The organism is Achromobacter xylosoxidans (genome assembly GCF_014490035.1).
In the GTDB taxonomy this organism is placed as follows: Bacteria; Pseudomonadota; Gammaproteobacteria; order Burkholderiales; family Burkholderiaceae_B; genus Achromobacter; species Achromobacter bronchisepticus_A.
The window spans coordinates 3820962-3838986 of the sequence record NZ_CP061008.1 but is presented as its reverse complement, the minus strand read 5'-3'; the positions used below and the strand labels follow the sequence as shown (position 1 = coordinate 3838986).

General features: G+C 64.8%; 16 protein-coding genes. 15 read left to right on the top strand and 1 reads right to left on the bottom strand.

From position 1 onward, the window contains the following. Positions 1 to 36: 36 nt before the first annotated feature. The 6 genes from IAG39_RS17820 (at position 37) to IAG39_RS17795 (ending at position 6017) form a co-directional block, all read left to right on the top strand. Positions 37 to 1272 (top strand): ABC transporter substrate-binding protein, encoded by a 1236-nt coding sequence (locus IAG39_RS17820; RefSeq protein ID WP_223283476.1) that lies wholly within the window; start codon positions 37 to 39, stop codon positions 1270 to 1272. Positions 1273 to 1299: 27 nt separating this feature from the next. Further along, positions 1300 to 2175 (top strand): branched-chain amino acid ABC transporter permease, encoded by an 876-nt coding sequence (locus tag IAG39_RS17815; protein WP_059380313.1) that lies wholly within the window; start codon positions 1300 to 1302, stop codon positions 2173 to 2175. A gap of 4 nt (positions 2176 to 2179) precedes the next feature. Further along, positions 2180 to 3082, top strand: a complete 903-nt coding sequence (locus IAG39_RS17810; protein WP_054456758.1) for a branched-chain amino acid ABC transporter permease — start codon at positions 2180 to 2182, stop codon at positions 3080 to 3082. Continuing rightward, complete coding sequence (locus IAG39_RS17805) at positions 3079 to 3840, top strand: ABC transporter ATP-binding protein (RefSeq protein WP_054456759.1); 762 nt, start codon at positions 3079 to 3081, stop codon at positions 3838 to 3840. Before IAG39_RS17810 ends, IAG39_RS17805 begins: the two co-directional genes overlap by 4 nt. Further along, positions 3837 to 4583: an ABC transporter ATP-binding protein gene (locus IAG39_RS17800; protein WP_118934172.1), complete on the top strand. Its 747-nt coding sequence runs from the start codon at positions 3837 to 3839 to the stop codon at positions 4581 to 4583. Before IAG39_RS17805 ends, IAG39_RS17800 begins: the two co-directional genes overlap by 4 nt. Positions 4584 to 4664: 81 nt before the next feature. Further along, positions 4665 to 6017 (top strand): amidase, encoded by a 1353-nt coding sequence (locus IAG39_RS17795; RefSeq protein ID WP_118934173.1) that lies wholly within the window; start codon positions 4665 to 4667, stop codon positions 6015 to 6017. A 41-nt stretch (positions 6018 to 6058) separates the two neighbouring features. On the opposite strand, the gene IAG39_RS17790 is transcribed toward IAG39_RS17795, so the two are convergent. Next, a complete protein-coding gene (locus tag IAG39_RS17790; protein ID WP_118934175.1) occupies positions 6059 to 7138 on the bottom strand; it encodes a LacI family DNA-binding transcriptional regulator in 1080 nt (359 codons plus the stop codon). Between the two features lie 167 nt (positions 7139 to 7305). Here IAG39_RS17790 and hisD point away from each other — a divergent pair, with 167 nt between their 5' ends. The 9 genes from hisD to IAG39_RS17745 all read left to right on the top strand — a co-directional run bounded on the left by hisD (position 7306) and on the right by IAG39_RS17745 (position 17782). Continuing rightward, on the top strand, positions 7306 to 8613 hold the full coding sequence (gene hisD / locus IAG39_RS17785) for a histidinol dehydrogenase (protein ID WP_118934200.1): 1308 nt from the start codon (positions 7306 to 7308) through the stop codon (positions 8611 to 8613). Positions 8614 to 8733: 120 nt separating this feature from the next. After that, positions 8734 to 10983 carry an arylsulfatase gene (locus tag IAG39_RS17780; RefSeq protein ID WP_165867945.1) on the top strand — a complete coding sequence of 750 codons (2250 nt, stop codon included), beginning with the start codon at positions 8734 to 8736 and terminating at the stop codon, positions 10981 to 10983. Between the two features lie 66 nt (positions 10984 to 11049). Next, positions 11050 to 12027 (top strand): Bug family tripartite tricarboxylate transporter substrate binding protein, encoded by a 978-nt coding sequence (locus tag IAG39_RS17775; protein WP_118934179.1) that lies wholly within the window; start codon positions 11050 to 11052, stop codon positions 12025 to 12027. Between the two features lie 176 nt (positions 12028 to 12203). Further along, positions 12204 to 12950 (top strand): IclR family transcriptional regulator, encoded by a 747-nt coding sequence (locus IAG39_RS17770; RefSeq protein WP_059380310.1) that lies wholly within the window; start codon positions 12204 to 12206, stop codon positions 12948 to 12950. Positions 12951 to 13024: 74 nt separating this feature from the next. Continuing rightward, entirely contained in the window at positions 13025 to 13768 is a 744-nt protein-coding gene (locus tag IAG39_RS17765; RefSeq protein WP_013393488.1) for a transporter substrate-binding domain-containing protein, read from the top strand. Then, positions 13765 to 14433, top strand: coding sequence for an amino acid ABC transporter permease (locus IAG39_RS17760; protein ID WP_013393489.1), 669 nt, complete (start codon positions 13765 to 13767; stop codon positions 14431 to 14433). The genes IAG39_RS17765 and IAG39_RS17760 overlap by 4 nt, the downstream gene beginning before the upstream one ends. A gap of 59 nt (positions 14434 to 14492) precedes the next feature. After that, positions 14493 to 15251 (top strand): amino acid ABC transporter ATP-binding protein, encoded by a 759-nt coding sequence (locus tag IAG39_RS17755; protein WP_165867946.1) that lies wholly within the window; start codon positions 14493 to 14495, stop codon positions 15249 to 15251. Continuing rightward, complete coding sequence (gene hutG, locus IAG39_RS17750) at positions 15248 to 16195, top strand: formimidoylglutamase (protein ID WP_059380308.1); 948 nt, start codon at positions 15248 to 15250, stop codon at positions 16193 to 16195. The genes IAG39_RS17755 and hutG overlap by 4 nt, the downstream gene beginning before the upstream one ends. A gap of 297 nt (positions 16196 to 16492) precedes the next feature. Beyond that, positions 16493 to 17782 carry a Glu/Leu/Phe/Val family dehydrogenase gene (locus IAG39_RS17745; RefSeq protein ID WP_059380307.1) on the top strand — a complete coding sequence of 430 codons (1290 nt, stop codon included), beginning with the start codon at positions 16493 to 16495 and terminating at the stop codon, positions 17780 to 17782. The last annotated feature ends 243 nt before the right edge of the window (positions 17783 to 18025 follow it).

Sequence of the window (18025 nt, the reverse complement as noted above, 5' to 3'; positions counted from 1 at the left end):
AGTTGAACAAAGATGTTCACGCCGCAAGGAACCTTCATGACACAGCCCATCCATCTTTCCCGCCGCGGCTTTATCGCGGCCAGCGCCGCGCTGGCCGCTTGCGCCGCCGCGCCCTCCCTGGTCCGGGCGCAGTCGGCCCAGCCGTTCCGCCTGGGGGCGCTCAATTCCATCACCGGCGTCGGCGGCCCCTACGGGCCGGCCATGCTGGAAGCCATCAAGATCGCCATCGATGAGGTCAACGCCGCCGGCGGCGCCGCCGGCCGCAAGATCCAGCTCTACGCCGAAGACGACCAGACCAAGCCCGACGCGGCCGTTCTGGCCGTGAAGAAGCTGATCGAGATCAACAAGGTCGAGGCGGTAGTGGGCATCTGGCCCTCGTCGGTAGGCCTGGCCGCCATGCCCATCACCAATGCCGCAGGCCTCATCACCATGAACACCTGCGGCGCGCCGGAAATGCTGACCGAGAACAAGCAGGGGCTGGCCTGGATGTTCCAGGCCTCCAACGCGGTGTTCGGCCGCGCCTTCGCGGAAGTGGCGCGCCAGCGCGGCTTCAAGCGGCCGGCGGTCATGGCCTTCAATAACTCCACGTTTGTGGGGCAGGCCAACTACTTCCGTGATGCCTGGCAGGAAAAGGGCGGACAGGTCAGCGCCTTCACCATCTACGAGCCCAACCAGACCACCTACCGCACCGAACTGACCAAGGTGCTGGCCTCCAAGCCCGACGTGATTTCGCTGAGCGCCTACCGGCCCGACGCCACCATCATCCTGAAGGAGTGGTTCCAGACCGGCCAGGACTGCAAGTTCATCATGCCGGGCTGGACCGCCAACGAAGACCTGGTGAAGGCGCTGGGCAAGGAGGCCACCGAAGGCATCATTTCGATCTCCAACGTCGCCGCCCACGAGCATCAGGCCTACAAGCACTTCGCCGCCGAATTCCGCAAGCGCACCAAGCGTGAACCGGACATCTTCGCGTCGCAGTCCTACGACATGGTGATCACGCTGGCGCTGGCGATCGAGGCGGCGGGGGCTGCCGCGGACGTGGCTGCCATCAACGGCAAGATCCGCGCCGTGACCGCGCAGGGCGGCGGCGAAAAGGTCAGCGGCTTTGCGCAAGGCCAGGCGCTGCTGCGCGCCGGCAAGCCGGTGGACTACGACGGCGCGTCCTCGCGCCTGGACTTCGGCAAGCAGGGCGAGACCGTGCCGGACTTTGGCGTCTTCGACATCCGCGACGGCAAGCTGGTGCTCAATGAAGTCATCGCCGGCAAAGTCTGACGATAAAAACACTAGGGGAACACAAGTATGGATGCAATCACCGTCATCAACGCCGCGATCAACGGCGTTGTGATCGGGATGCTGCTGGCCTTGCCGGCACTGGCGATCACGCTGGTGTTCGGCATCGCCCGCTTTCCCAACGCCGCCAGCGGCGACTACATGACGTTGGGCGCCTACGCCGCCGTCTTCACGCAGGCGCTGGCTGGCGGCTCGATGCTGGCGGGCGGCCTGGCCGCCGTCGCCGGCACCACCCTGGTCAGCCTGTTCTTCTATGCCTGGGTGTTCCGGCCGCTGGAGTCGCGCTCCAACGTGTCGCGCCTGATCGCGTCCATCGGCGTGGCGTTCGCGCTGCGCAGCACGATCACCTTCTTCGCCGGGCAGGACCAGTACACCTTCGACCTGCCGCTCACGCGCGCCTGGAATTTCGGCGGCGTGCGCATCTTGCCTACCGACCTGTACATCGTCGGCACGGCGGTGGCCGCGCTGGCGCTGGTGTTCGCCCTGATGCACATGACGCCCACCGGGCGGCGCATGCGGGCGGTGGCGGACAACCCCGAGCTGGCCGCTGCCAGCGGCATCCGCGGACGGCGCGTGATGATCACGCTGTGGAGCATCGCGGGCGCCTATTGCGGGCTGGGCGGCGTACTGCTGGGTATCAAGGCGGTGGTGATCCCCGAGCTGGGCTGGGAATTGCTGATGCCCATGTTCGCGGCCGTGATCCTGGGCGGCATCGGCAATCCGGTGGGCGCCATCGTCGGGATCATGGTGTTCAGCATTGCGCAGGAAGTCGCCAGCCTGGTGGTGGGACCTGCCTACAAGATCGTATTCGCCTTCGCGGTGCTGCTGTGCGTGCTGCTGCTGCGTCCCCAGGGCATCTTCGGCCGTCCGATGGCGGCGAGGTGAAATCATGGAAGCCTATCTGATTGCTATCGCCATCGGGATCCTGATCTACATGCTGCTGGCCTTCGGCCTGTCGCTGCACTACGGGTTCACCGGACTGATCAACTTCGGCCACGTCGGCTTTTTCGCCATCGGCGCCTACACCTCGGCCCTGCTGTCGCTCAAGGGCGTGCCCATACCCATCTCCATGGCGGCGGCCGCGGCGTTCGCGGCGCTGGCCGCGTGGCCGCTGGGCATGATCGCCTTGCGGCTGGGCAGCGACTACCTCGCCATCGTGACGCTGGGTTTCTCGGAGTCGGTGCGCATGATGCTGCAGACCGAGGAATGGCTGACGCGCGGGATGCACGGCCTGCCGGGCATCCCGCGGCTGTTCGCGGGCTGGGCCTCGCCGCAGACGGTGGACCTGTGGATCATGCTGTTGCTTCTGGCGGTCAACGCCGGCGCCTTGTTCCTCATCCACCTGGTGATACGCAGCCCGTTTGGCCGCGTGATCGAGGCGGTGCGGGACAACGAAGTCGCGGTGCGGGCGCTGGGCAAGGACCCGGCCCGTTTCAAGACCCGTTCGCTGATGCTGGGCGCGGGCCTGGCCGGCCTGGCGGGCGCCTTCCAGGCGCACTACCTGACCTTCATCAGCCCCGAGCAGTTCGTGCCGCTGATCACCTTCTACATCTGGATCGCCATCATCCTGGGCGGGGTGGGGCGCCTGAGCGGCGTGGTGGCCGGCACGGTGCTGCTGGTCGGGTTCCTGGAAGGCTCGCGCTTCGTGCGCGACTTCGTCGGCGGCATCTCGGAGGTGCAGATGGCCAGCGTGCGCATCGGCGTCATCGGCCTGGCGCTCATCTGCGTGGTGCTTTACCGGCCCCAGGGCATTTTTGGCAACGCGGGCACTACGCGCAGGAGAAAGGCATGACGCTGCTTTGCATCAAAGGGCTGAGCGCCAGCTTCGGCGGCTTCAAGGCGCTGGACGACGTATCGCTGGAAGTGCGCAAGGGTGAAATGGTCGGGGTGATCGGCACCAACGGCGCGGGCAAGAGCACGCTGTTCTCGGTGGTCACGGGCTACATCCCGCCCAGTTCCGGGTCGGTGCGCTTCGCCGACGAGGACATCACGGGCGTGGCCGTGCACCAGCGCGTGCGCCGGGGCCTGGCGCGGACCTTCCAGGTGCCGCGCGAGTTCAGCCAGCTGACGGTCTTTGACAACATGATGGCGGCCGCGCCGGACCAGCGCGGCGAAAAGCTGGCGGCGCTGGTCTTCGCCCGCCGCGAAGTCGCCCGCGAAGAAGCGCGCAACGCGGAGCGGGTGCACGAGCTGCTGGCCTTCCTGAACCTGTCCCGGGTGGCGGACGAGCCCGCCGGCAAGTTGTCGGGCGGGCAGAAGAAGCTGCTGGAGCTGGGGCGGCTCTTGATGCTGGAGCCGCGCTGCATCCTGCTGGACGAGCCGTTCGCCGGGGTCAATCCGGTGCTGATCGAAGAGCTGTCGGCGCGCATCGTGGAACTGAACCAGCGCGGCCTGACCGTCGCCATCATCGAACACAACCTGGAAGAGCTGTCGCGCATCGTGCCGCGCATGTACGTCATGGACCGCGGCCGGGTCATCGCCGAAGGCACGCCCGACAGCGTGCTGGCCAATGAACAGGTGCGCGAAGCGTACATGGGGGGAGTGATATGAGCCAGCTCGTCATGCAAGGCCTGTCCGGGGGCTACGGTGAGGTCGATATCGTGTCCGGCATCGACATGCACGTGGCGCCGCGCGAGATCGTCACCATCGCCGGCACCAACGGCGCGGGCAAGTCCACGCTGGTCAAGGCGGTGATGGGTTTGTTGCCGCGCATCGCCGGCACCATGACCTTCGATGACCGCGACCTGCTCGCGCTGCCGGTCGAGGAGCGCGTGCGCATCGGCATCTCATACGTGCCGCAGGTGCGCAACGTGTTCGGCGCGCTGACGGTGCTGGAAAACCTGCAGGTGGTGGAGCACGTGCAGGCGCGCGAAAAGCGCATCCGCGACATGTTCGACCTGTTTCCCGCGCTGGCCGGGCGGCGCAAGACCCATGCCGAGAACCTCTCCGGCGGCGAACGCCAGCAGCTGGCCTTTGCCCGCGCGCTGATGTCCTCGCCGCGCCTGATGGTGCTGGACGAACCGTCCGCCGCCTTGTCGCCGGCGCTGACCGAGCAGGTGTTCGCCGAAGTGCGGCGCTTGCCCCAGATCGGCGTGGGCGTGCTGATGGTGGAGCAGCGCGCGCGCCAGGCGCTGGCATTCAGCGACCGCGGCTACATCCTGGATTCCGGCCGCATCGTGCTGACCGACACGGGGCAGGCGCTGCTGGCCAACCAGCACATGAGCGATCTGTACATAGGGCGGGGCGGCCATGCGGGCGCGGACCGTCCGCCCAGCGGCAGCGTCCCCGCTTGAAAGCGCCAGAGCCATCCCGCCGGCAGCCGCCGTCGCGGATGGCAAATCCATATTCCCATATCTCTTTGCAGGAGCCGTATCTTGCCTATTTCCGAAACCATGGTTTCCCCGGCGCCCGTTGCGCGCCGTCCGGCGCCTGGCGCCATCGCCGCTTTGACCGCCACCGAGGGCCTGGCCGCGCTGGAGCAGGGCAAGCTGACTTGCGAGGCCTGGGCGCGCGCCTGCCTGGAGCGCATCGAGGAGCGCAACGGCGGCGTCAAGGCCTGGGTCCGGGTGGACGCCGAGGGCGCGCTGGCCCGCGCCCGCGAATGGGACCGCCATGGCCGGCAGCGCGCGCTGGACGGCGTGCCGCTGGGCATCAAGGACACCATCGACACCGCCGCCATGCCCACCGAATTGGGCGACCCCGAGATCTTCCCCGGCCGCCAGCCCGAGGCCGATGCGCCCGTGGTGACGCAGGCGCAGGAGCTGGGCTTCAACGTGCTGGGCAAGAACACCGTGTCGCGCCACGCCATCATGCTGCCCGGGCCTGCGCGCAACCCGCATGACCTGACCCGCACGCCGGCCGCGTCCTCGGCCGGTTCGGCGGCGGCCGTCGCCGACTTCATGGCGCCGCTGTCCATCGGCACGCAGACGGCGGGCTCCATCCTGCGGCCATCTGCATTCTGCGGCGCGGTCGGCTTCAAGCCCACGCTGGACGCCATTCCCTACGTGGCGATCCGGCGCTATTCGCGGGTACTGGACGTGATCGGGCCGATCTCGCGTTCGGTCGACGACGCGGCCTTGTTCATGCGTGCGTTTACGGGCGATCCCCGGTTTGATCCGGCGTCCTCGTTGCGCAACGACTTCCGTCTGGGCGTGTGGCGCCCCAAGGATTGGGCCGACACCGAACCCTGCATGCGCGAGAGCTTCGAGGCCAATCTGCGCGCCTTGTCGACCGCCGGCGTCAAGGTCACAGAGCTGGTCATGCCGCCGGCCTTCGACACCATGGGCGAGGCGCAGGACGTGATCATGGCCTACGACCTGGCGCGCGAGTATGCCGCCATCAAGCGCGACCATGCGGCGCTGTGCGATCCCGGGCTGATCGAGTACCTGACGATGGGCGAGGGCCTGTCCGCGGCCGATTACGCCGGCGCGCTGGACGCCGCCGACGCCTGCCGCCGGGCGTTCTACGACGTTGCGCGCGAGGTCGACGCAGTGGCCATGCCGTCCACGCTGGGCGAGGCGCCGCTCGCCAGCTCGACCGGCAGCTCGGCCTTCATCCGCATCTGGTCGTTGCTGCACAACCCGTCCATCACCTTGCCGGTCGCGCGCGGCCCCAACGGGCTGCCGCTGGGCTTCCAGATGGTCGGCTTCGTAAAGGAAGATGCGCGGCTGCTGTACTGGGCGCGTTGCGCCGAGCGCATCCTGGGGTCGACCGCCCACCAGGTTTGAATAGCCGCGGTCCGGGCAGGCGCATGATCCGGTGCCGGAGGTCACCGGGTTTGCAAGTTCGTCCTTGGACTTTTAGAAACAACCGGCGTGCTGTTCCAGGCCGCCGTTGTTTCGCGCTGGATCAGATGGATGGGCAGCACATCCCGCGATCCCGTCGTGGGAATTGGTCCGTTGATGCGATCCAGCAGCCTGCGCGCGGCAGTGCGAGCCATCGTTTCAACCGGTTGCCGGATGGTCGTGAGGGACATCACGTGCGTGCCCGCCAGGGGCATATCGTCGAATCCCAAGACTGAGAGGCCTTGCGGCACGGCTATTCCCTTGCGTTTGGCCGCTTCGAGCACACCCAGCGCCATCGTGTCATTGCCGGCAATGATTGCGGAGACGGGATCAGGGCCGGACAGCAACGTCATAGCGCTCGAGTAACCGCTTTCCATCGTGTACATGCCAAAAATCAGCGGTACGTCCTGACGGCGAATTTTCTGGCTTTCCAGCCAGGCCAGGGCACCTTCCGACCGGTCGCGGCTCGTTGACGTATTGCGTTGCCCCATGACCAGCCCGATCCGTCTGTGGCCCAGTTCGAAAAGATGACGTGCCGCTTCTGCGCCGGCATGGACGTTGTCGATCTCGACGGTATCGACATTCGAGTTGTCTACCGAGCGGATGACGAGCACCAGTGGAATGGCTCGGCGCTTCAGTTCCGTGACGATAGGAGAATCCAGCGTTGCGGTCGCCAGCACGAGTCCATCGAGATAGCCGTCGACAAGCGGGCGCAGCCTTTGAAGGCAGTTCGACTCGCTCATTGAATCGATGATGAGAATCATGTGGTAGCCGGCTTCGTCGAACGCATCATGCAGATGAGCGATCAAGGATGTGATGAAAGGGTTGTGCAACGCTTCCACCACAACACCTATGACTTTCGTCGCGGCCTTGCGCAGTTTTCTGCCCTGCATGGGCAGGCGATATCCCAGGTGCGCGGCGGCCTCCTGAACGGCATCGCGGGTAGCGGCGCTGATTGCAGGGTGGCCGGATAGCGCCCGCGAGACGGTGGACACTGCGACGCCCGCTCGATCCGCGACGTCCTTCAACTTCTTCTTCTGGGGAGCCGATTCGTCGTCTTGCATGGCGGACCTTTTGTTGAGGGTTTTTACCAACTATTTGCACGGCATTTGCACGGAAAATTGCACCATAATTTGTGCAAATGTGGAATGCAAAATATAGCAATATTTGCATTCGATGCGCAATCGTGAATATGTTGGATAGCCAATTTTTCATCAACTTGGAGCAAGCGATGGTTCGGTTTCTGAAGCAAGGACGCACGGAAGAGCAATCGGAGTCCGATGCGGCGCAGGTGCAAAGCACGGTCAGCGGCATTCTTGCCGATATCGGGAAGCGAGGGGACGAGGCACTCCTCGAGTACTCCCGGAAGTTCGACCAATGGGGGCCCGAATCTTTCAGGCTCACGGATGTTCAGATCCAAGACTGCATGGCGCAGTTGAGCGCGGGGCAGCTCGACGACATCCGCTTTGCGCAAGCGCAGATACGCAATTTCGCCCAATTGCAGAAGGAATCCTTGCGCGATGTCGAAGTCGAGACCATCCCGGGAGTCATTCTCGGGCATAAGAACCTTCCGGTGGAAAGCGTGGCCTGCTATGTGCCGGGCGGAAAGTTCCCGCTGGTTGCGTCGGCGCATATGGGCGTCGTGACAGCAAAGGTTGCGGGCGTGCCCCGCGTGGTCGCTTCGTCGCCCGTGGTGAACGGCAAGCCATCGGCGGCCGTGGTCGCGGCAATGCATTTGGCCGGGGCGGACGAGATCTATACGCTGGGCGGCGTGCAGGCCATCGGCGCCTTCGCCGTCGGCACGGCAAGCATTCGTCCGACGACCATGGTCATCGGACCCGGCAACGCTTACGTGGCCGAGGCAAAACGACAGCTATTCGGCCGGATCGGGATCGATCTGCTGGCGGGACCGACGGAGACCCTGGTCATCGCTGATGATTCGGTCGATGCCGAGCTGTGCGCTACGGACCTGCTCGGGCAGGCTGAACACGGCTACAACACGCCCGCGATCCTGATCACCAACTCGGAAACGCTGGCTCGCGACACCATGCAGGAAATCGAGCGCTTGCTGAAGATCTTGCCCACCGCGAATACGGCTGGCGTGTCCTGGCGCGACTACGGCCAGGTAATCGTTTGCGACAGCTACGAAGAGATGGTGGAGCAGGCCGACCTCATCGCCAGCGAGCATGTCCAGGTCATGACGCGAGATCCCGATTACTTCTTGAACAATATGCGGAACTACGGCGCTCTTTTCCTTGGCGCGCGTACCAACGTCGCCTACGGCGACAAGGTCATAGGCACGAATCACACCTTGCCCACGGGCAAGGCTGCCCGTTACACCGGGGGCTTGTGGGTGGGGAAGTTCATCAAGACCTGCACCTATCAGAAGGTCTTGACGGATGAGGCTTCGGCCCTGGTCGGCCGCTATTGCTCCAGGCTGTGCGGCATCGAAGGCATGGTAGGCCACGGCGAACAGGCGAACATCCGCATCCGCCGTTATGGCAACACCGATGTGCCTTATGCCGGGGTTGCCGCCTGAACGGATGGCCGGTTCCCGCTGGCTTGAGTTCGCGCCGCGCGGACCTTTGCGGCTGGAAGGTGCCGGCCGCTTTTAATTGAATGTGATCGAGACGACTCGACGACTTAGCAAGGGATGGCAATGGAAAAATCCGAAGATGAATTCAAAGGCGAAATAGGCCGCACGTATCGAGACTCGACGCCATCGTGGCCGGAGCAGGTTCGCGTTCCGAAGGACGCCCCCAACATCGTATTTGTCGTGCTTGATGATGTGGGCTTTGCTGATTTGGGATGCTATGGGTCCGAGATTGCGACGCCGCGCATGGACCGTCTGGCGGCGAAGGGTGCCCACTATTCGAACTTTCACGTGACTTCCATGTGCTCGCCGACACGGGCCTGCCTGTTGACGGGCCGCAACTCGCATGCGGCAGGGGTGGGCATCATTGCGGAATGGTCGAGCGGCTATCCCGGGTACACGGGCCAGGTCGGAAAAAATGCCGCCACCGTTCCCGAAGTTCTGGGCTTGCATGGCTATTCCAGCTACGCCGTCGGGAAATGGCATTTGACCAATATCGCCGACTACGGCGCGGCCGGCCCGCACGACAACTGGCCCATAGGCAAAGGTTTCAACCGCTGGTACGGATTTCACGGCGCGCTGACGGATCAATGGAATCCTGAGCTATGCCAGGACAACCGTCCTATCCAGCTCGAGAAGACGGACGACTATCACCTGAGCACGGATCTGGTCGACCACGCAATCACCGACATCAAGGACCACATCAGTTCCGCCCAGGGGCGGCCGTTCTTCCTGTACTTGGCGTTTGGCGCCTGCCACTGGCCTCATCACGTCCCCCAGGAGTACATCGAGCGCCACAAGGGCAAGTACGACTGCGGCTGGGACGTCATTCGCGCCCAGCGGCACAAGAAGCAGCTGGAATTGGGCGTCGTGCCCCCCGGCACGGCGCTTGCGCCGCTCAATCCTGGGGTCCGTCCATGGGCGGAGTTTCCAGAGGACGAGCGCACGCTATTGGCGCGCCTTCAAGAAACCTATGCGGGTTTCCTGGAGCACACGGACGATCAGGTAGGCAGGCTCGTCGATCACCTGGAAGCCATCGGCCAACTGGACAATACGCTGATCGTATTGCTTTCCGACAACGGCGCAAGCCCCGAGGGCGGCCCCACGGGGGCGATCAACTTGCGCAAGCATATGGTCTACGAGACGGAATCGCCGCAGGTCGGCATTGCGCATCTGGACAAGATCGGCAGTGAGCTGGCGTACAACCATTACCCCACCGGCTGGGCGCAAGTCTCAAATACTCCCTTGAAGTGGTACAAAAAAAACGTGCACGGAGGCGGGGTCCGCGCACCGTTGATCATCCATTGGCCGGGACATATTGCCGATCCGGGGGTACTGAGGCATCAATATCACCACGTCATCGACATTGCGCCGACGCTATACGAAATCATGAACATCGAGGTGCCCGGGCAATACAAGGGCGTGTCGCAATTGCCGGTGCATGGCGTCGGCATGAATTACACGTTCGCCGATGTCCAGGCGCCGACGAAGAAGGACTCCCAGATTTTCGAGCTGCTGGGAGATCGCGCCATCTGGCATCAAGGTTGGAAGGCGGTTTCACGGCACCCGAAGGGGCGCGATTTCGACCTGGACCAATGGGAGCTTTACCACCTGTCCGAAGACTTCTCCGAGGCTTGCGATCTGGCCAAACAGCATCCGCAGAAGCTTGAAGAGCTCGTGGCCCTCTGGTGGGAGCAGGCGGGCCGGTATGGCGTCCTGCCGTTGGATGACAGGGATTGGGAGCGGGCGGCCGAGCGGCTCAAGATGAACCAGACCCTGTGCTATGAATTCCATAGCAATATGGCCCGGGTAGACAGAATGCAATCCCCCGACATCACGGATCGCAGCTATGCCGTTGAAGCGCGATTCACCGTCGGCGACGAGCCGCCGCGAGGCGTGCTGTTGGCCTGGGGTAGCCATTTCGGCGGCTTCGTGATCTACCTGAAGGACGGGCGGCTTTGTTATGAGTACGTGTACTCCGAGTCGCTGACGCATCGTATTGAGGGTCCCTACCAGCCCCCGCCCGGTGATGCCAAGGTCGAGCTGCATTTCATCCGGACGGGAAAGAACGCCGGGCGAGCGGTATTGCTGGCGGATGGCAATGAAATCGGCGAAGTCGAGATCCCCAAGACCTGGCCTACGCACGGCACGACCGCAGGGCTGAACTGCGGACAGGATGCCGGCGCTCCCGTGAGTTTTTCGTATCAGAAGCCGTTCCGGTTCAACGCCGGCGGATTGAAAGTGACGGTGAATCTTGCGACGGACAGTGAAAGCGAGGCGGGGGCGGCGTACGCCGCCGCCCTGAAAGAACAGTAAGGCGTCTGGCGTATGCCGTCGCAGGCCGTACGTCGGGTCAGTCCTTTTAAAAGAACAGGAAACGTTATGTGGAAAGCACTTTTACGCTCGTTCGGGCTTGCGTGCAGCTTTGCCGCTGTGCTGCAGTCTGCGCATGCCGAGGCCGTCTACCCGGCCAAACCCATCCGTTTGGTGGTGGCGTTTTCGCCGGGCGGTTCAGCGGATATCCTGGCTCGCCTGCTGGCAGAGAGAATGGCGGAGAACCTGGGAAAGCCAGTCATCGTCGAGAACAAGGCTGGGGCCAGCGGCAACATTGGCGGCGATTTTGTCGCACGTTCCGCGCCGGACGGGTACACGTTGTTGCTGGCTTCGGCCGGGCCGACGGTCATCAATCCCAGCCTGTATTCCAACATGCCCTACAAGCCGGCGACGGATCTCGCGCCCGTTTCGCTATTGGTCAAGGATTACAACCTGATGGTGATCAATGCTTCGATCCCGGCAAGAAACCTGAAGGAGTTCATTGCCTATGCGAAGTCCCATCCTGGAAAACTGAGTTTTGGCTCGCCAGGAACGGGTACGCCAGCGCATCTGGCAGGTGAACTCCTCAATCAGCGGGCGGGAACGGAAATGCTGCATGTGCCCTACAAGGGTACCGGCCCGGCCGTCACAGACTTGCTGGCGGGGCACATCACCATGATGATCGACAACATGCCGCCGTTGTTGCCGTATGTGCAATCGGGAAAACTGCGGGCCTTGGCTGTGGCTAGCGAAGCGCGAGCGGAGTCCATGCCGGATGTGCCCACCGCCAAGGAAGCCGGGCTGGATAACTATGTGGTAACCGCATGGAAGGGCTTGATGGTGCCCGCCGGCACGCCCGGACCCGTGATCGAGCGGCTGCATGTAGCGGTCACGCAGGCGTTGGCGAGTCCGGAAATGAAAAAGCGTCTGGTGGAACTGGGCGCGGAACCCGTCGGAGGCAGTCCTGCTCAATTCGCCGAGCAGATTCGCAACGATACGGCGTGGTGGGCGGCGCTGATCAAGTCGACGGGCACAAAGCTGGATTAGGGACCGGGCTCGCCAAGTCCGCAATCGCGGCGAGTGGACGGTGTTTGGGGATGGGCCGTACTTCCGGCCCATCCAGTCATTTTCCGGGTTTTCCCCAATTATTCTCAAAAAGTGGGAATAAAAACCTGGATAAGAACCAAAAATTGATAATCTGCGCTCCGTTAGCTTGGAGCCACATGTTGAAAGCGGATCTATCAGTCGGGGCAGGCGCGGATCGCGTGCTGTATGTGCTGGCCACCTTGGCCAGGCACGACGGCCCCCTTAGCATCGCCGCGTTGGCCGAGCAGACCGGCCTGGCGCAAAGCACCCTGTACCGCCAGGTGGCGCTGCTCAAGCGCTGGGGTTTTGTCGCCGAGCACGACGGCGAATACGGCCCCGGCCCGCTATGCGTGCAGCTGGCCTGGGGCTTTGACCAGTCCTCGTTCCTGATCCATGAAGCGCAGCCCGACATGGCCGCGCTGGCCGCCGCCTCCGGCGAGACCATAGGCCTGCTGGTGGCGGTCAAGGACCAGGCGGTCTGCCTGGACATGATCGAAAGCCAGCATCCGCTGCGCTGTTCCTTCACCAAGGGGCGCGGCCTGCCGCTGGCGCGCGGCGCCTCGGCCAAGTCGCTGCTGGCCTTCATGCCGCTGGCCCGGCAGCAGGCCGCGCTGGCTTATCTGGCGGCCGAGGCCGACGTGGACGCCGGCCGGTTGGGCCACGAGCTGGAAGCCATCCGCGCCCAGGGTTATGCCGTCACCGACAGCGAAGTCGATGCCGGCGTCTGGGGTGTCAGCGTCCCTATTTTTCAACGCGCCAATCAGGCCGTGGCCTCGATCACGCTGATGGCGCCATCGACCCGGGCCGCCCAGCGGCCCGAGGCATTGACCGAAATGACCGTGGCCGCGGCCCGGCGCATCTCGGCGAAGTTGCAGGTTCATTGAAACAGCCTTCTTCCATTCCACGCCGTACCCATACCCACCCGACCGCCGTATCCCCATTCCATAGAGGACCCACCATGACCACTCGCCGCACACTGCTGACCGCCGCCCTGACGCTGGGCCTCGCCTGGAGCGCCGGTCCGGCGTTCGCCCAGGAAACCATCCGCGCCGTCACCGACGCGACCTTCCCGCCGATGGAGTTCGTCAAGGACGGCAAGCGCACCGGGTTCGACATCGAACTGGTGGAAGCGCTGGCCGGCGCCATGGGCAAGAAGGTCGAGTGGATCGACATCGACTTCAAGGGCCTGATTCCCGCGCTGCAGGCCGGCCGCGCCGATATCGCCGTGTCCGCCATCTACATCACGCCCGAGCGCGCCAAGGTGGTGGACTTCACCGATCCCTACTACGCGGGCGGCCTGGTCGTGATGACCAAGAAGGACGGCCCGGTCAAGACGCTGAAGGACCTGGACGGCCGCAAGGTCTCGGTGCAGGTCGGCACCAAGTCGGTCAACTATCTGAAGGAACACTACCCGGCGGTGCAGCGCGTGGAAGTCGAGAAGAACCAGGAAATGTTCAACCTGGTGCAGATCGGCCGCGCCGAAGCCGCCGTGACCGGCAAGCCCGCCGCCAAGCTGTTCGCCCAGAGCACGCCGGACCTGACGGTGCTGAACGACCAGATCACCACCGAGGACTACGGCATCGCCGTACCCAAGAACAAGCCCGAGCTGACCCGTGAACTGAACGCCGCGCTGCAGAAGCTCAAGGCCGACGGCAGCTACCAGGCCATCGTCAACAAGTGGTTCGAGGCCCCCGCGAAATGAACCTGGATTTTTCTCCCGTCTTTGCCGACTTCGGCGCGCTGATCAATGGCGCCGTGGTCACCGTCGAGGTGACCGCGGGCGCCTTGCTGCTGGCCTGCGTCATCGGCCTGCTGGTGGGCGTGGGGCGCCTGAACCCCAAGCGCTACGTCATCTACAACCTGTGCAGCGTCTACCTGCTGCTGTTCCGCGGCACGCCGCTGCTGGTGCAGCTGTTCATCTGGTTCTTCGGCTTGCCGCATTTCGGCATCACCCTGCCGGCGTTCGCCTGCGGCGTGCTGGGGCTGGGCATGTATTCCGGCGCCTACGTGTCCGAAATCGTGCGCGGCGCGATCCAGTCGGTGGACCGCGGCCAGACCGAAGCGGCGCGCTCGCTGGGCATGTCGTCCGGCCAGGCCATGCGCATCATCGTGCTGCCGCAGGCGGTGGTGCGCATGATCCCGCCGCTGGGCAATGAATTCATCGCGCTGATCAAGAACTCGGCCCTGGTGTCGCTCTTGACGATCCACGACCTGATGCATGAAGGCCAGAAGATCATCAGCGTGTCCTATCGCTCGCTGGAAACCTATCTGGTGGTGGCGCTGATTTATCTGATCCTGACCACGGCCACCATGCTGGTGCTGCGCAAGGTTGAACACCGCCTGCGCGCGGGAGGGATGGTGCAATGAACTCCGCAATGAACTCCGCAATGAACTCCGCTACGACCCGGGCCGCGGACCCGCAAGAAATGATCCGCATCCGCGGCCTGCGCAAGTCCTACGGCGACCACGAAGTCCTGCGCGGCATCGACTTCGACGTGCTGCCGTCCCAGGTGGTGGTGGTGATCGGGCCCAGCGGTTCGGGCAAGAGCACCTTGCTGCGCTGCTGCAACGGGCTGGAAGTGGCGCAGACCGGCACCATCGACATCTGCGGCCAGACCTTGCTGGACCACGGCAAGCTGTTGCCCGAGGCCGAGCTCAACCAGCTGCGCATGCAGGTGGGCATGGTGTTCCAGGGCTTCAACCTGTTCCCGCACCTGTCGGTGCTGGACAACGTGACGGTCGGTCCGCGCAAGCTGCGCGGCATGGGCCGCGAAGAAGCCCACGCGCTGGCGGCGGACCTGCTGGACAAGGTCGGCCTGGGCCAGAAGATGTCGGCCATGCCGGCCAGCCTGTCCGGCGGGCAGAAGCAGCGCGTCGCCATCGCGCGCGCGCTGGCCATGCAGCCCAAGGTCATGCTGTTCGACGAGCCGACCTCGGCGCTGGACCCGGAGTTGGTGGGTGAAGTGCTGCAGGTCATGAAGCTGCTGGCCAAGGAAGGCATGACCATGATGGTGGTCACGCACGAAATGGGTTTCGCCCGCGACGTGGCCGACGTGGTGGCGGTGATGGACGGCGGCGTGATCCTGGAGTCCGGCTCGCCCGACGTGATCTTCACCCAACCGCGCGAACCGCGCACCCGCGAGTTCCTGCAGGCGGTGCTGAACGCGGGGCAGGGGGCGGCATGAGCGTGGCGCAATTCGACCGAAGCTTGTGGAAGGCCCGCGACGACAGCGCCGAACAAGGCGACACGCGCCGCCTGGCGCATATCGTCGAAGCGGCCGCCGGCCAAGCCCGCAAAGGCGAGGCGGTGCTGCTGGGCTTTGCCTGCGACGCCGGCGTGGCCCGCAACCAGGGCCGCATCGGCGCGGCCGAAGGGCCGTCGGCCATCCGCAAGTTCCTGGCGGGCCTGCCGGCTCACGGCCTCACGCGCCTGCTGGACGCGGGCGACGTGGCCTGCGAAGGCGACCGGCTCGAAGACGCCCAGGAACAGTTGGGCCTGCGCGTGGCGGAGCTGATGGAGCAGGGCGCCCGCCCGCTGGTGCTGGGCGGCGGCCACGAGATCGCCTGGGGCAGCTTCCAGGGGCTGGCGCGCTGGCTGGACGCCCGCGGTGACACGGAACCCGTGCTGGTGCTGAACCTGGACGCGCACTTCGACCTGCGCACCGGACGGCCCGGCAGCTCCGGCACGCCGTTCGACCAGATTTCGCGCTATTGCGAGGAACGCGGGCGGGCCCTGCAATATGCCTGCCTGGGCGTATCGCGGCTGGCCAACACGCCGGCGCTGTATGCGCGCGCCGCTGAAGTCGGCGCCGTCTGGGTCGAGGACCGCGACATGCAGGAGCGCCACCTGGCGGCGCGCCTGGCCAACGTCGACGCCTTGCTGGCCCGGGCGCGCCACGTCTACCTGACCATCGACCTGGACGTGCTGCCCGCGGCGGTCATGCCCGGGGTGTCGGCGCCGGCGCCCTATGGGGTGCCGCTGCCGGTGATCGAGGAAATCGTGCTGCGGGTCAAGGCCAGCGGCAAGCTGCGCCTGGCCGACATGGCGGAGTTCAACCCGCGTTTCGACCAGGACGGCCATGGCGCGCGGGCGGCCGCCCGCCTGGCCTGGCAGTTGTTGAACGATTGAGCGGACCGGCGCCTCATCCTTCGGATGGGAGCAGGATCGGGCGGGGCGGTTTCCTGGGAGGAAACCGCCCCGTTTTTCATCCCCCTTATGGCGGGCGGAAGGGCTTGCGGCTTATGGCTGGCAGGCTGGACGCTGCCGATTTGGCGGCTTAGGATAAGGGCAGCATCAGGCTTGGGTTTGCGGCCCGTTCAACCGCCGCAACAGTTATATGTCCCTAATTAAAATATTTTCGTTTTAAATGGGGACGCTATAACTTTCGTGGATAAAATGGCGCAACTTTGTCAGGAGAGCCAGCTCATGTCTCAAACTCCCACCCACGCATTGCCGTCTTATCTGAACGCCGAGGACCTCGGTCCCTGGGGCAACTACCTGCAACAAGTCGACCGGGTCACCCCGTATCTTGGTTCGCTGGCGCGTTGGGTCGAGACCCTGAAGCGCCCGAAGCGTTCCCTGATCGTCGACGTGCCGATCGAACTCGACAACGGCAGCATCGCCCACTTCGAGGGCTACCGCGTCCAGCACAACACCTCGCGCGGCCCCGGCAAGGGCGGCGTGCGTTTCCACCAGGACGTCACGCTCTCCGAAGTGATGGCGCTGGCGGCCTGGATGTCGATCAAGAACGCCGCGGTGAACCTGCCCTACGGCGGCGCCAAGGGCGGCGTGCGCGTCGATCCGCGCAAGCTGTCGGCCTCCGAACTCGAGCGCATGACGCGCCGCTACACCTCGGAAATCGGCGTCATCATCGGACCGTCCAAGGACATCCCGGCGCCCGACGTGAACACCAACGCCCAGACCATGGCCTGGATGATGGACACGTACTCCATGAACGAAGGCGCCACCGCCACGGGCGTGGTCACCGGCAAGCCGATCGCGCTGGGCGGCAGCCTGGGCCGCGTCGAGGCCACCGGCCGCGGCGTGTTCGTGGTGGGCTGCGAAGCCGCGCGCGACCTCAACATCGACGTGTCCAAGGCGCGCGTGGTGGTGCAGGGCTTCGGCAACGTGGGCGGCACCGCCGCCCGTCTGTTCCATGAAGCCGGCGCCAAGGTCATCGCCGCGCAGGACCACACCGGCACCGTCCACAATCCGGCGGGCCTGGACGTGCACAAGCTGCTGTCCTACGTGTCGCAGCATGGCGGCGTGGGCGGCTTCTCCGGCGGCCAGGCCATGGACAAGGCTGAATTCTGGACGCTGGAAACCGAATTCCTGATCCCGGCCGCCCTGGAAAGCCAGATCACCGCCGACAACGCCGCCAAGGTGCGCGCGAAGATCGTGGTGGAAGGCGCCAACGGCCCGACCACGCCGGAAGCGGACGACATCCTGGCCGAACACGGCGTGTACGTGGTGCCGGACGTGCTGGCCAACGCTGGCGGCGTGACGGTCAGCTACTTCGAATGGGTGCAGGACTTCTCCAGCTTCTTCTGGAGCGAGGACGAGATCAACCAGCGCCTGGAGCGCCTGATGCGCGAAGCCTACGCGTCGGTGTCGCAAGTGGCCAAGGAACACAAGGTCACGCTGCGCACGGCGGCGTTCATCGTCGCTTGCACGCGCATCCTGCAAGCGCGCCAGGTGCGCGGCCTGTACCCCTGATACCGGATACGGCGGGGCGTCCCCGGACGCCGCGCCGAGGAGGGCAGGGAGACAAAAACGGAAATCGCCCCGCAAGGGGCGATTTCCATTTGCGCGTCCGCAAGCGCAACGCGCACGAATAGCACACCGGTATTGCAGGCTTGCGGGCGCCGCGCGATGGCATGCGGGCTGTCGGCGGTGCGCCACATCCCGGGCGCTTTTTTGCAGCCTAGGGATTTTCCCAGCTTGCGTAACCAGAACTGA